Annotated in this window: 7 protein-coding genes; 3 read left to right on the forward strand and 4 right to left on the reverse strand. The window is 74.1% G+C overall.

Annotated elements, in window-relative coordinates; all coding sequences use genetic code 11:
* Positions 1 to 64: 64 nt before the first annotated feature.
* Positions 65 to 139, reverse strand: a complete 75-nt coding sequence (locus AB0M79_RS13545) for a putative leader peptide (protein ID WP_357518584.1) — start codon at positions 137 to 139, stop codon at positions 65 to 67.
* A 314-nt stretch (positions 140 to 453) separates the two neighbouring features.
* Between AB0M79_RS13545 and AB0M79_RS13550 the strand changes: the two genes are divergently transcribed.
* Positions 454 to 3,414: a BTAD domain-containing putative transcriptional regulator gene (locus tag AB0M79_RS13550; protein ID WP_364212170.1), complete on the forward strand. Its 2,961-nt coding sequence runs from the start codon at positions 454 to 456 to the stop codon at positions 3,412 to 3,414.
* 58 nt (positions 3,415 to 3,472) lie between these two features.
* Here the strand turns inward: AB0M79_RS13550 and AB0M79_RS13555 are convergent, their stop codons facing one another.
* From AB0M79_RS13555 to AB0M79_RS13565, 3 genes are all read right to left on the reverse strand, one after another.
* Positions 3,473 to 9,070, reverse strand: a complete 5,598-nt coding sequence (locus AB0M79_RS13555; protein WP_364212173.1) for an RHS repeat-associated core domain-containing protein — start codon at positions 9,068 to 9,070, stop codon at positions 3,473 to 3,475.
* Positions 9,071 to 9,102: 32 nt separating this feature from the next.
* Positions 9,103 to 12,591, reverse strand: coding sequence for a LamG-like jellyroll fold domain-containing protein (locus AB0M79_RS13560; RefSeq protein WP_364212176.1), 3,489 nt, complete (start codon positions 12,589 to 12,591; stop codon positions 9,103 to 9,105).
* A gap of 191 nt (positions 12,592 to 12,782) precedes the next feature.
* Positions 12,783 to 13,124, reverse strand: a complete 342-nt coding sequence (locus AB0M79_RS13565) for a MerR family transcriptional regulator (protein ID WP_357539760.1) — start codon at positions 13,122 to 13,124, stop codon at positions 12,783 to 12,785.
* 54 nt (positions 13,125 to 13,178) lie between these two features.
* Between AB0M79_RS13565 and AB0M79_RS13570 the strand changes: the two genes are divergently transcribed.
* Positions 13,179 to 14,282, forward strand: a complete 1,104-nt coding sequence (locus AB0M79_RS13570; RefSeq protein ID WP_364212180.1) for a 12-oxophytodienoate reductase — start codon at positions 13,179 to 13,181, stop codon at positions 14,280 to 14,282.
* 187 nt (positions 14,283 to 14,469) lie between these two features.
* Positions 14,470 to 14,763 carry a DUF2795 domain-containing protein gene (locus AB0M79_RS13575; protein ID WP_364212182.1) on the forward strand — a complete coding sequence of 98 codons (294 nt, stop codon included), beginning with the start codon at positions 14,470 to 14,472 and terminating at the stop codon, positions 14,761 to 14,763.
* The last annotated feature ends 46 nt before the right edge of the window (positions 14,764 to 14,809 follow it).

Raw genomic sequence — 14,809 nt, forward strand, 5'->3', positions numbered from 1 at the left:
GGAAACCTGCGGGGTCGGGATACGCCTCTGGGCGTACGGGAAAAGGGGGAGCCGGCGTCGAACGCTAGGGTCGACAGGCCGCGCTGGCAACGCGCAGGAGGTCGATGTGACCCCGCTTGGTGAGGAGAGCGCTTCGCACAAAGTGGATCTTTGATCAACGACGGCGCGCTGTCAATGCCCCGCCACCGCACGGTGACGGCCACCACCCGCCGGACAAGCCGCCGGCACCTGCGAAAACGGCACGGAACCGCAGGTCAGTGGCGGTCGCTGGAAGCGGTACGGGTGACCGGCTCTCGATCCCAGATGTTGGATCGACCGACATGACCTCCGGCACTGGGCAGGCCAGGTCGGGTGTGGAAGGCTCCAGCCGGTGACCCTGCCATCGATCGGCTCGACCACGACCTCCCCGGGACGGCGCCGGAACGCCGGCCACACCACCGTCGGGGGGCCCGGTTGAGGTTCCGCGTCCTCGGCCAGCTCGAAGTCACCGTCGACGGGCAGGCGGTGCCGCTGGGATCGCCGAAGCAGCGGACCCTGCTCGCTGCGCTGCTGGTCGACCACGGCCGGCTGGTCACCGTCGACCGGCTGGTCGACGCGCTGTGGGAAGACCGTCCACCCGCGACCTGCCGGGCCCAGATCCACGCCCACGTGTCGGCCCTGCGCCGCCTGCTCGCCGCCGGCGGGCAGCCGGACCTCGTCGACACGGTCGCCGACGGATACGTCCTGCGGATCCCGCCCGGCGGCAGCCTCGACCTGGACTCCTTCGACGAACACGCCGCACAGGCCCGGCGGCTGGCCGGGCAGGGCCGGCACACCGACGCGATCGTGGTGCTGCGGGCCGCGCTGGCGCTGTGGCGCGGTCCAGCCCTGGACGGGCTCACGGCGCGCTTCGCCCGGCAGGTGTCGGCCGGCCTGGACCGTCGCCGGCTGCACGCGGCGGAACTGCTCGCCGCCGCGCACCTCGCGACCGGACGCGAGGCCGAGATCGTGCCGGAACTGACCGCGCTCTGCGCCGCGTACCCGCTGCACGAGGGGCTGCGGGCCCAGCTGATGACGGCGCTGCACGCCACCGGCCGCACCGCCGAGGCGCTCGCCGCGTTCCGGGAGGGGCACCGGCTGGCAGCGACCGAGCTGGGCATCGAGCCCGGCGAGCGGCTACGGACGGTGCACAAGGCGATCCTGCGCGGGCTGCCCACGGCACCACGAAAGGTCCCGCCGGCCGCGCAACCCGATCCGCCGGCCGAACCCCCGGCCCCGGCGGGCGACACCCCGGTGCCGCGCTTCCAGCTCCCCGGTGACGTGGCCGCCTTCGTCGGCCGCGCCGACGAGCGGGAGGCGGCGCTGGCCCGGCTCGCCACCGCGGGGTCCCGGCCGGTCACGCTGCTCGTCACCGGCCCGGCCGGGGTCGGCAAGACCGCCTTCGCCACCCACCTCGCGCACCGGTCCCGGCCGTCCTACCCCGATGGTCAGCTGTACGTCAGCCTGCGGCACGCCGACGCGACCCCGGTGTCCGTACGCGACGCGCTCGGCACCCTGCTGCGCGGGCTCGGGGTCGCCAGCTCCGTGCTGCCGGCCGACGAGCCGGCCCGGCTCGACCTCTACCGCACCCTGCTCGCCGACCGGCGGGTGCTGGTGCTGCTCGACGACGCGGTCAGCGCCGCCCAGCTACGGCCGCTGCTGCCGCCGGTCGCCGGCAGCGCCCTGCTGGTCACCAGCCGCAGCGCCGTCGCCGGGCTGACCGCCTACCGGGTGGTGCTGGCACCGTTCACCGGCCCGGAGGCGCTGGAACTGCTCGCCGCGACGGTGGGCCGCGAGCGGGTCGCGGCCGAACGGGCGGCCGCCGAACGGATCGTCCGCCGCTGCGGTCACCTGCCGCTGGCGGTGCAGATCGCCGGGGCCCGGCTGGCCGCCGGCCCGCACCGGCGGCTGGCCGACCTCGCCGACGCGCTGCGCGACCAGCGCCGCCGCCTCGACGAACTGGCCGTCTCCGACGTGGCGGTGCGGGCCACCCTCGCCTCCACCGACCAGGGCCTGTCCGCGCCCGCCCGGCGGGCCTACCACCTGCTCAGCACGGCGATGCCGGGCGACGACACGGCGAGTTGGGCGGTCGCCGCGCTGCTCGACGTCACGCCGCGGCGGGCCGAACTCGTCGTCGACGAACTGGTCGACGTGCACCTGCTGATCCCGGTGGCCGGCCCGGCCGGCCCACGTTACCGGCTGCACGCCCTGGTCCGGCTGTACGGGCGCGAGCAGGCCCGCCGGCACCGCGAGGAGCTGTCCGCGGCGACCGCCCGGCTGCACGGCGGCTACCTCGACCTGGCCCAGCGGGCCGTCGCCCGCACCGGCGGGACGTTCTTCGCCCCGGTGCTGCGCGACGATCCGGTGTGGACGGTGCCGGAGCCGGTCGTCCGCCGGGTGCTGGCCGACCCCGTCGCCTGGTTCGAGACCGAGCGCCAGGCGCTGGTGGCGGTGACCGGACGACTGGCCGGCGAGGGCCTGCCGCGCCCGGCGGCGGCGCTGGCCACCTCGATCGCCGCGTTCTTCGAAAGCGGCAACCACTTCGACGAGTGGCGGGCCACCCACGACCGGGTGCTGGCCGCCGCGCGCCGGGCCGGCGACCGCACCGCCACCATGGCCATGCTGCGCGACCTCGGCGAACTGCACACCATCCAGGACCGCTACCGGCGGGCGCACGCCTGCTACCAGGAGGCGTTGACGTCCGCCCGCGAACTCGGCGACCGCGGGTACGAGGCCGCCGCCCTCGCCGGCCTGGGGCACCTGGACCGGCTGCTGGCCCGCTACGACACCGCCGTGGCGCACCTGGCCCGGGCCCGCCGGATCAGCCGCCGCGACGGCAACCGGGCCGGCGTCGCCTACGCCGAATACGGGCTCGGCCTGGTGCTGATGGAGCGGCGGCAGTGGCGGCGCGCGGACCGACGCTTCCGGGAGTGCCTGACGCAGAGCCGGGCCGCGAAGTGGCTCGGCGGCGAGGCCCGTGCCGCGCGCTGCCTCGGCCAGGCCCGCCGCCACCAGGGCCGGTACGCCGCCGCGGTGCCGTACTTCGAACGGGCCCGAAGGATCGGGGTACGCCTCGGCGACCGGCTCGCCGAAAGCTACGCCGAGCAGTGGCTCGGCGACCTGTCGATCCGGCTCGGCGAACCGGAGCGCGGGGCGGCGATGCTGCGCCGCTGCCTTTCGGTCTACCAGGCGCGCGGCCAGCGGTTCGGTGAGGCGGCGACGCTGCACAGCCTCGCCGCCGCCGCCCGCGCCCTGGGTGAACCCGGGCAGGCCAGCGGCTACCTGCACCAGGCGCTACGGATCTGGGAGCGGATCGACGCGCCGTACTGGTTGGCGGAGACCCGGCAGGCGCTGGCCGCACTCACCGACGAGCCCGACCCCGACCCGGCCGGCTGACGGCACGCACGGCGGTGCGCCTCCCCCGGTGCGGAGGGGAGGCGCACCGCCGGCGGCGTCAGTGGCAGCCGTACCCGCTGCCCCGGCCGTAGATCCCGAACGTCGTCGGGATCCAGCACTGGTTCTCCTCGGCCGCCCGGCGCAACTGGTTCCTGGCGTTGAAGTAGACGCCGCCGACGACGATGGCGCAGCCGGCACCGATCCACGGTCCCGCGATGCCGCAGCCGGCACCGGCCAGGGCGCCCGCGGCCAGGTTGCCGATCTCCAGGTATTCGTTGTTCCGCTGCGCCCAGTCGTTGAAGGTCCTGGTGACGTGACGGTCGACCTTGAGCCGGCAGAACACGACGGCGACGCACTTGTGGCGGCCGTCCATCAGCTCCCAGGAGCCGGGGAGGCGAATCCTCGGCGGCTTCGCGGCGGGTCGTTTCGGGCTGTACTTCGTCCCCTTCGGACTGCCGACCTTCTTGCCGTTGTACCCCGTGGGCTTGCCGCCCTTGTACTTCGCGGGCTTCTTGCCGACGTACTTCGATTTCGGTTTCTTGGCGACGTACTTCTTCTTGGCGACCTTCTTGGTCGCCTTCTTCTTGTACACCTTCTTGACGGCCTTCTTGGCCACCTTCTTCTTCTTGGCCTTGACGACCTTCTTCTTCGGATAGAGGCCGTCGGCGTCCTCGAAGGTGATCGGGTTGTTGTTGGCGTACGAGTAGCCGTGGAACTGCTGCGGGTCGTCCTCGAGGATCACCGGGTCCACCGACAGGAAGCGGCCGGTCGACGGGTCGTACTCGCGGGCACCCAACCGCAGCAGGCCAACCGGATCGTCGTCGACCCCGCCGACGAACGACCGCTGCCCCGGCCACCCGGTCGGCGTGCCACCGCGCAGTTCCCCGAACGGCAGGAACCGGCGCGGGATCAGGCCGCCGGTGGCGGCGTCGACCGCCAACTGGTCGGTGCCGAGGTGGTCGGCGAGCTGCCAGTGCACCCCGCCGCCGCTACGGGTGGCGACCGTCTCGCCGTCCTGGCTGTAGTAGCGGGTGGCGGTCACCGCGCCGGCGGTCAGGCGCAACTCCGTGCCGGGCAGGAACAGGGTGGCGCCGCCGTCCGGGTCGTGGCGCAGCAGCCGGGTACCGTCGGCGCCGTACACGAACCGGGTCGACGCGCCGCCCTCGGCGATCGACCCGAGGTTGCCCTCGACGTCCCAGGTCAGCGTCTGGCCGCGCCCGGCGACGTTACGGCTGACGGTGTTGCCGGCCGCGTCGTAGCCGTACGAGTCGGTGCGGGCGCCCGGCCCCTGCACCGCCACCTCCCGCAGCGTGTGCGGCTGCGCCGCCCCCGCCGCCGGATAGCGGTAGGTGTGCGTGCCGGTGCCGGCGGCGGCATACCGGGTCTCGGTGAGCCGGTTGCCGACCTTGTCGTACGTGTACGCGTGCCAGTACGGCGCCGCCCCGCCCAGACCGGCCACCGACGGCGTCGCCGCACAGTCACCGGACCCCGGCGTCCACGCCCGGGTCAGCCGGCGCAACCGGTCGTATGTGAAGCACTGCACGTCGGCGGTCAGCCCGCCCGGCGGCGTGTCACCGATACGCAGGATGTTGCCGGACGGGTCGTGGTCATAGCGGGTGTCGGCGACCCGGACCGGGTTCAGTTCCCGCTCGGTGACGACCCGGACCAGCCGCTCGGTGCCGGTCTCGTAGCCGTAGTCGCGCAGCACCCGCGGCCCCGAGCCGGTCGAGTAGACCCGGCGCAGCAGCCGGTCCAGTTTGGAGTACCTGCTCTCGGTGACGTAGCTGGTCGCGCCGGCCAGCGTCGTCGGCCGGCCGTGCGCGTCGTAGCCGTACCGGACCGTCTCGGCCGACAGCCCGCCACCGGCCGGCAGCGTCGACCGGGACAGGGTCCCGTCCACGTTGAACACGCTGGAGAACTCGTAGCTGCCGGCCAGCGCCCCGGCCGCCGCCGGCACGACGTACCGGGTGGCGGTCGGCCGGTCCTGCTGGTCGTACGCGGTCGTCGCCACCGTGTACGCCTGCCCGCCGACGTACCGGGTGGCGGTGCTGACCTGGCCCTTGGCGACCGTGTCGTACGTGTATCCGGTCAGCTTCGCGCCGGTCGCCGACCCGGCGTGGGTGGCGGTCACCCGGTCCAGCGCGTCGTAGACGGTGACGACCGTCTGCCCACGCGAGTCGGTCTCGGTGACCGTCCGGTCCAGGTCGTCGTAGGTCGACGTCGTCGTCCCCTGGTCCGGGTCCTCGACCCGCACCAGCCGGCCGCGCAGGTCGTAGTGGCGCCGCCAGACGTTGCCGGCCGGATCGGTGATCGACGCGATCTCGTCGTCCGGGGTGTACGTGTACCTCGTCGCGTCGTAGCCGCCGGTCGCGGTCGCGCCGTGATACTGGCGCAGCTCGACGACGTTGTCACGGGCGTCGACGATCTCGGTCGTCGGCGTGTCGCCGGCCGGCGGCGTCACGTGGGTGCGGTCACCGCCGTGGCCGGTCGTCGTACGCCACCGCTCGACCCCGTGGACCAGGAAGATCTCCGCCGTCGGCCGCTCCGCGCCGTCGTACACGGTCACGTTCAGCGCCGGTACGGCGGCGTCGGCGACCAGGTGCACGGACGTCGCCGGGGCGCCGTCGGCCGGGTACGGGTCGGACTCCCTGACCACCAGACCACGCGAGTCGTGGTGGGTGTCGGTGACGATCCGCCCACCGCCGGGCGCCTGCTCCTGGACCTGCCGCTCGCGCAGCAACCCGTCGTACAGCGTGTGCGTGGTCAGGTAGCCGGTGCCGGTGTTGTCGAGATGCCTCACCGTCACCACCGTCGGCCCGTCGGTACGCACCTGGTACGCGTACTCGGTGTGTGGGGTCTGGGCCGACCTCGACCGGCCCGGCAGCCACACCCGCAGCAGCCGGCCCAGCGGATCCCAGGCCAGCTCCGTACGACGGCCGTTGGCATCGACCTCGGCCGTCACCGCACCCCACGCCGGGTCGTACTGCGTCGTCCCGGCGTGGCCGAGCGGATTCGTGACCGTCACCGACCGCACCGGCCCGCCCGTCGCCGGCGTGTACGCCGTCGTGGTCCGGTTGCCGAGCGCGTCGAACTCCTCGACGACCCGGCCGTTCGCGTCGTACGTCGCCCGCCGCACCGTCTGGTAGCTGTCCGCGGCGGCGAGCCGCTCCTCCCGGGTCACGTTCCCCCGCGTCGGCGCGGCACCGAACGCGAGCCCGTCGTAGTGGCTGCGCTCGTCGGAGACGACGTCGGCCGGGCGGGCCGGCGTCGACGCGCACGCCTTCGCCACCGTCTCCACCCGGCTCGGGAAGTCGAGCAGCCAGGCCGAGGTGTTCTGCGCGTACGTGGTCCGGGTGCACCGGTCGTCGGCGGTCGTGGTCACGTCGCCCCGGTCGTCGACCTGGGTCACCAGGCCACGGCTGTCGTACGTGTATCCGGTCTCGGTGCGCCGGTACCCGCCGCCCTCCAGCGCGGTCCGCCCCACGGTCCGGCCGACCTCGGTCACGTACGCGTGCACGGTGCCCCACGACCGGACCCGGGTCGCCGTCGGCCCGTGGCTCCACGGGTCGTGGACGCTGCCCTCCACCTCGGCGCCGTCCGGCCCGTTGCGGACGATCTCCTCGCGCAGGAAGCCGGCCAGGTACGGATGGTCGGTGACCGTCCCGCCCTGCGAATCGGTGACGGTGACGCCGCGGGTGCCGCCGGCGGCGAGCCGGTCGCCGTGCATCCCCCGCAGGTACAGCCGCTCGGTCTCCGACCGCTGCCCGCCGGGCGCCCCCACGATCGTGCGGACCCGGCCGTAACCGCGCCACTCCGACCAGGTCCGGTACTTCGCCGGCGACAGGCCGTCGTCGTCGGCGTAGTGCCACGCCGGGTCGCCGTCGTACTCGTAGTGGGTCTCCTGCGCCGGCACGCCCTCGACCCGCCCGTCGGCGACCACCGACGTGACGACGTACTTGTGGAACCAGTCCAGGGTCGGGTTCACCGAACCCTCCGGCGTCCAGTACGCCGGGAAGCAGCGCCGGGTGTTGCTGTCCGGGGTCGGCAGGCTGGCCCGGGTGCAGTCCGGCGCCGAGTAGTTGACCGTCGTGACGCCGCCGGACTCGGAGATGATGGTCCGCAGCCGCCACTTCACCATCGGCGAGATGCCCTCGTCGGCGTCCACCCGGTTCGGCAGCCCGACCCCGAGGAACCGCACCTCCGGCACGGCGGCGGTGCCGCCGGCCCGCCCGGTGTGGGTGATCCCGGCCAGCCACAGCCCGGCCGGCGACGCGTCGGTGCGCGGGAACTCCTGCCGCAACGCCCAGTGGTCGACGTCGCGGTACGCGGTGCCGTCCAGGACCGCCGTCGTCACCTCCGTCAGCCGCTTACGGCTCCAGAAACTCGGACCGGTCACCAGGCACGACGTCCCGGTGGCGCAGTTGAGGTCGACCGGCACGTCCGGCCAGTGCGCGGCGTTCGCCTTGACGAACTGGGCGTCGGAGCAGGTGATGGTGCCGCTGGGCAGGCAACGTTCGGCGACGTTGAACCGCACCTGGGCCGGCGCCGCCGCGAACAGCGCGTCGGCGCGCAGCCCGTAGTCGATCCGGGCCAGGTGCCCGCCCCGGGTGTATTCGGTCAGCGCCGTCGTGCTGTTGTTGCGCCCGTACCGGTTGCTCTCCTTGACGTAGTGGTACGTCATCGCGTTGCCGTCCGGGTCGGTGACCAGGTCCAGGTTCCACCGCCACGCCTGCTGGCACCACGCGTTGGCGAACGTCGCGTTGTAGCACGGCTCGCCGCTGTTGTTGCCGTACACCGGCACCGTCCAGGCCGAGTTCGTCACCGGCCGCTGCGACGTCCAGCCGGTGAGCCGGTTCAGGCCGAACGTGTAGCGGGTCCCGTCGACCGTGGTGACCCGCCAGTACTCGCCGTCGTTGTCGCCGTTGACCGCCCCGGTCAGCTTCTCGATCCGCGAGCCGTCGTCGTTGCGCGGCCGCCAGGTGCCGGTGGCGTCGTCGCGGACCAGTTCCGCCACGGTGCCGTTCAGGACCAGGAACGCGTTGTCGTGGCCCCAGCACAGGTCGCCACGCTTCGGGGTGCCGGCCGAACCGTCGTCGGCGCACGCCTTGTAACGCCGCTCGACGTACGACGTGCCGAGGTCGAACCCCTCACCGACCCACGACGGCTGGTTGTTGGTCGCCGCGGTCCGCCCGTCGACCGCGCCCGACGAGTAACCGAACCCGAGGTCCGGCTCCGGCCCGCCCGGGGCCGGCGGGACCCGCAGCGGATACTCCCAGGTGAAGCTGCCGGTCTGGTCACCGGCGTCCCAGTCGGCGGACGCGGTCAGCGGCGTCGCGCTCCAGTCCCCCGCCCCGGCGGCACCGCCCGCGGCGGTGGTGCCGACGGCGGCCGGTGCCGCGGCCCGGGCGGCACCCGCCCGCGCCCCGTCGCCGGCCGGCGCGGGCAGCGGCGTCGCCGCGGCGACCCGGCCCGGCACCGGGGCGTCGTCGACCGGCGCCGGCACCGTCCACTCCGGACGGCTTTCGCTGGCCGGCGGGGCGGCCGCCACCGGCACCGCCAGCAGGCTGGCCGCGACCGCCGCCGCGGTCACCGAGGCGAGCAGGGTCGCCGCCCGGATCCGGAGCCGGCCCGGCCGGTCGGGGGTCGAACTGGGCATCACGGCCTCCACGGTCTCTTCGACGGAACCGGTCACTGGTGGCGGAGCTGGTCGACGTCGGCCTGCGTCAGCACGCCGGTGAACACCCGTACGTCGGTGACGTCACCCGGGAAGTACTCGCTGTACGCCCCGCGCAACTTCGAGCGGCCGACGTGCAGCGGGCCGGAGGCGTGCCAGGCGGTGGGGTGGGCGGCGGAACCGGCCAGTTCGCCGTCGACGTAGAGCCGGACCTGCCCGGCCGCCGCGTCGTAGACCCCGACCAGGTGGAACCAGCGGTTCAGCACCTCCGCCGGCGGGGTCGCGGCCGGCGCCATCGCCCGCAGGTACGTCGGACCGTCCGAGTCCGCGCTGGTCATGTTGAACACCCAGCGCGACAGCGAACTCGACCAGTACAGCGTCGTCGCGCAGGCCCGGCTCCCCTCCTGGCAGAGCACCACCGCCTGCCGGTCGGCGGTCAGCCGGACCCGCGCCGACAGCGAGAAGCTGCCGTCGGTGCGTACGACCGAGACGGCCGTCGAGGCGTAGCCGGTGGTCCCGTTCAGCGCCAGCGCCGTGCCCGGCTCGCCCGTGTGGTCGGCGGTCCAGGCGGCACCGCCGTGCAGCGACAGCGTCTTGTTACGGCCGGAGACGTCCGCGACCGACGTGCCGGTGCCCTCGTCCATCGCCCAGTCGGCGGCCAGCGCCGCCGGCCCGTTGGCCAGCCCGGCCACCTCGTCGGCGTAGACCACCCGCTGCCAGACCCGCACGTCGTCGATCCCGCCCCGCCAGTGCTCCCGGTACGCGGCGTCGTACCAGAGCCGGCCGAACTGCAGCGGCCCGGTCGCCTGCCACGGCGTGGTGTACGCGGCCTGGCCGGCCAGCGCACCGTCGACGTACAACCGGATCTGCTGGGCGCTGCGGTCGTAGACCCCGACCAGATGCGTCCACCGGTTGACCCGCGCCGGCCGGTCGGAGACCGCCCGCACGATCGTCGGCGCGGTCACGTCGCTTCCGTGCCGGTTGAAGACCCAGCCGTGCCCGGTCGAGTAGTAGAGCTGGAAGCCGCCCGCGTGTCCGCCCCGCTGGGTCAGCGCGGTGGCGTTCGCCGCCGTGCTGTCCAGCCGTACCCAGGCCGAGACGGTGAAGCTGGTGCCGGTGTCCAGGACCGGGCCGGACGTCGCCGCGAACCCGCCGCCGGGAAGCGACAGCGTCCGGTCCGCGACCGGGTCACCGTCCACCGTGTACGTGTTGGCGAGCCGGCCGGTCGTCCACCCGGCGGTCCCGCCCAGCGTGGCCGGGTGGGTGCCACCGGCCGCCGTGGTGCCACCGCCCTCGTCGAAGGACCAGGCGGCGACCGGCGCGGCGGCGGGAGCCACGTAGAAGTCGTACGCGGTGACCGCGCCCGGCACACCGGCCACGCTGACCGCCCGGACGTACAGGGTCCGCAGCCAGCTCTCCGCCGGCCCCGGGGTGACCAGGACGGTGGCGGTCGCACCGGCTCCGGTCGCGGCGACACTGCCCTGCGGATCCGGGTCGTCGACCGCGTACCGGTACGAGCCGACGTTCGTCGCACCGTTGGGGGCGAACGTGAAGGTGCCGGGCCGGCCGACCCCGCCGGCGAGCACCGGGTTCGTCGGATCGGCGGGCGGATAGTCGGTCGACGTCACCGTCGGTACCGCGCTCGGCGCGGTCGCGTCGACGACGATGTGGCAGAACCCGGACCAGGCGCTGTCCGCCAGCCCGTCCTCGGTCCGCACCCGCCACCGGTACACCTTGCCGTCGGTCAGCGTCGGCGCGGTGGCCTGCACGGCGCCCGCCTGCCGGAACGTCGTGACGTGCTCCCACAGCAGCGTGTCGCCGTCGTACAGTTCGAACCGGCCCCGGACGTTCTGCAGCGCGCTGTCCGGGTCGACCAGCGTGGCCAGGAACGTCGGGGTGAGGCTGGCGACCCGCGGCGCGTCCGCGGCCGTGTTCACGCACGCGTACGCCGGGTGCGTCTTCAGCCCGGTCGGCACCGACGGCACGCTGTTGTACTCGACCTCCAGCACCGGGTTGTTCCGGAACCGCTTCCAGCCGTTGGTGTCGGACTCGCTCGCCGCCCGCAGGCCGAGCGTGACGGTGGCCGACTTCTTCTCCGCCGCCTCGCGGACCGCGCTGGTGGCGTCGAGGTCCACACCGCCGGCCGGGCAACTCGAACTCCAGCCCTTGGCGGCGGTGACCGCGTCGAGCTTGCGGGTCCAGGCCGGCTGGTTCTTCCAGGTGGTGCCGGCGCCGATCGCGCCGGTCAGCCAGAGCTGCACCTCGCGCTTGGTGCACGAGTACGCGTGCGTCTGGAAGGCGTTGAACGTCGCCTTCTCGATCGTCTTGCCGGCCAGCGCGGCGGTGTTCATCCGGAAGAACGCCCGGTAGGTGTCGACGGTCGGGTAGGCGTACGGGTCGTTGTAGTAGCCGACCTTGGCGGTGCCGGAGTCGTTGAAGTACGACGTGGTCGAGAAGACCTTCGACACGTGGGTCCAGGCCGCCCGGGTGCCGGCGTACGACAGGTACGGGTCGATGTAGACCGGGTAGCGGGTGTCCGGGCCGGTGAGCAGGGCACGGTCGGGGGTGATGGCCAGGGCGCCGCCGGTGACGCGGGCGTCCATCGCGGCGACCCGGGCACCGGGGCCGGGCCGGGTGCCGCCCTCGGTGACGTCGGCGGCCGGTGTGGTGTCGGCCGGCACGGTCGCCGGACCGCCACGCTGTGCCGGGCCGCCGCGCTGTGCCGCACCGTCGGCCGCCCGCCCGGAGTCCCACATGGTCGGGGTCGGGCCGTGGAACACGACCGCGCCGCGCGCGTCGACGATCTGGACGTTGCCGCCCCGGTCGGTGCGTACGTCGAGGCCGTCGCCGCGTACGGCGAACCGCAGGTCGGCCAGTTCGGGGGCGCGGGCCGCCTGCGGCGTACGGACCACCAACACCTCGGAGAACCCGGTCACCGAGGCGGTGAGCCGCAGGTCGACGCCGGGCAGCACGTCGGGGTAGGTGGCGGTGGCGCCGTCGAGGACGGGCTCGGGCAGCACACCGGGCCACTCCAGGGCGACGGATCCGCCGTCGCGGCGCAGGGTGACCATCGGCGCCCGCCCGCCGCCGGAGAACGACACGTCGACCGGGACCGCGACCGGCGCCACGGTGCCGTCGGCGCGTCCACGCAGGGTGGTGTCGACGGGGACCCAGCCGTCCGCCCGCTTCACCCGGACCGGCCGGGCGTACTGGCGCATCAGCAGGGTGCCGGTCGGCAGGGCATAGACCTCTTCGCTCTCGGTGCGCAGCCCGGTCACCTCGACCCGCTGCCCGGTCGCGGCGGCCGTACGCAGCGCCGCCCGCTCGGTCGCCGCGCCGCCGGGGGCGGCCGGCGTCCCCGTGCCGCCGGCTCCGCTCCCCCGGTCGGCCGGCGACGCGGCCGCCGGGGCCGGTGGCCCGAGCGTCACCGCCAGGGCCAGGACGAGTGTGCCGACGCCCACCCGACGCGGGAGCCGTCCCGCCACCCAGTCGAGACCTGCCACCGGGAACCTCCTTGATCGACCACCGCCGCAGACATCGTGGAGTGGGCATCCATGGATCGGCTATGGATCGACCATGGGCTGAGGATGGTGACTGCTGGTTCACCGCCGTCACACCGCGTAGGGCGTCCTAGGAACCTGGTTTGGTGAACTGGTCGACGGGCACCCCGCGGTGGTGCTTCCCGCCGCGCCGGTCAGACGCGGTAGTCGGCGATCACCTCGGCGAGGGTGTCCCGGGTACGGCGCAGTTCGCGGATCTGCCCGTCGATACGGGCCAGTTCCGCACGCAGCCGCGCCTCCAGCGCCGGCGTCCGGATGCTCTCGTCGGCGATGCAGGGCAGCACGTCGTGGATGGTCGCGCTGGACAGGCCGGCGGCCAGCAGGGACCGGATCAGCCGTACCCGTCCGACCGCGGCCTCGGGATAGTGCCGCTGCCCGCTGGCGCTGCGCCGGCTCGTGATCAGCCCCTGCTCCTCGTAGTAGCGCAGGGACCGGGCGCTGGCCCCGGTCGCCGTGGCGAGTTCGCCGATCCGCACCGCTCCCACCTCACACTTGCCCTTGACGTCAATGTCAGGTTCTAGTCTGCCGGCATGACGACCGTGACCGCGAAAGCACCCGCCCCGGACGACACCCTGCTCTTCGCCCCCACCACCGTCGCCGGCCTGCGGCTACGCAGCCCGTTCGTGATGGCGCCGATGACCCGGCTACGCTCCCCCGACGGCGTCCCGACCGCCGAGGTGGCCGCCTACTACCGGCGCCGGGCGGCCGGCGGCGTCGGCCTCGTCGTCACCGAGGGGGTGTACGTCGGCCACCCCAGCGCCGGCCACCAGAGCGCCGTGCCCAGGCTGGTGCCGGAGTCGGCCACCGGCTGGCGGGCGGTCGTCGAGGCGGTCCACGCCGAACACGGCCTGATCTTCCCGCAGCTCTGGCACCTCGGCAGCGAACGGGAACCGGTGGACGGCCGGCCGGCGTGGACCCCGTCCGGCGTACGCGAGAACGGAGCACCACGCGGGCGGGCGATGACCCTGTCGGACATCGACACCATCGTCTCGGCGTTCGCCGCGTCGGCCCGGCTGGCCCACCGGCTCGGCTTCGACGGCGTCGAGATCCACGCCGCCCACGGCTACCTGCTCGACGAATTCCTGTGGCCGGCGACGAACCGCCGCACCGACCGGTACGGCGGCCCGGCCCGCGACCGGGCCCGGTTCGTCGCCGAGATCGTCGCCGCGGTACGCGCCGCCACCGCACCCGACTTCCCGATCTCCGTACGGTTCTCCCAGTTCAAGGAACGCGACTACGCGGCCCGCATCACCGACACCCCGACCGAACTCGGATCGATCCTCGCGCCGTTCGTGGCGGCCGGCGCCACGCTGCTACACGCGTCCGGCCGCCGGTTCTGGGAACCGGCGTTCGCCGGCTCACCGCTGAACCTCGCCGGCTGGGCCAAGCGCCTCACCAGCCTGCCGACGATCACCGTCGGCTCGGTCGGGCTGCGCCGGACCACCCTCGACCCCGCCGCCGACCACCCGGGCTCACTGGCCGCGCTCGCCGCACGGCACCGGTCCGGCGAGTTCGACCTCGTCGCGCTCGGCCGGGCCCTGCTGGCGAACCCGTCGTGGGTCCACGACGTCGCGCAGGGCCGTCACGAGCGGGTCGTCGACTACCACAAGGAGCAGGAGGACGTCTTCTCCTGAGCGCCTTCTCCTGAGCGCCGCCGACCTGGGCGCGCAACCGCGGCCCTGACAGCCGCGTGCCGGTCCGGTGACAGGCCACCTGTCCGGTCCGCCCGGCTGCGGCGCGCCACCGGGTCCCGTGCCAGGTTTCCTCGTGCCGCTTCCGGGTAGCCGGCGGACCAGACAGGGAAGGACGGTGAGCGAGCGGATGGCTGGCCAAGAGTTCGCCGACGTGCGGGCGATCCTGAACGACCTGGACTTCCCGGCGACCAAGGAGCAGATCGTCGCGCACGGCGAGGCCCGGGACAGGGGCAGCGGTGAAGTCGTACGGCTGCTGCGGGCGCTTCCGCTCGGCACGTACGACAACATCTCCCAGATCCGCAGCTCCGTACCGCTCGATCCGGCCGCCGACGACGGGCTGGGCACCGGCGACGAGATGCGGAAGGCGCGCTCCCCACACGACCAGCGGGTCGCCCAGCACCTACGCAGCCCGGACGCCTGACCGCCCGGGCGGCCCGCCCGGCCCTCGGGCGAGGCGCACGGGGCGT

It is taken from the genome of Polymorphospora sp. NPDC051019 (genome assembly GCF_040683055.1).
GTDB lineage: Bacteria > Actinomycetota > Actinomycetes > Mycobacteriales > Micromonosporaceae > Polymorphospora > Polymorphospora lycopeni.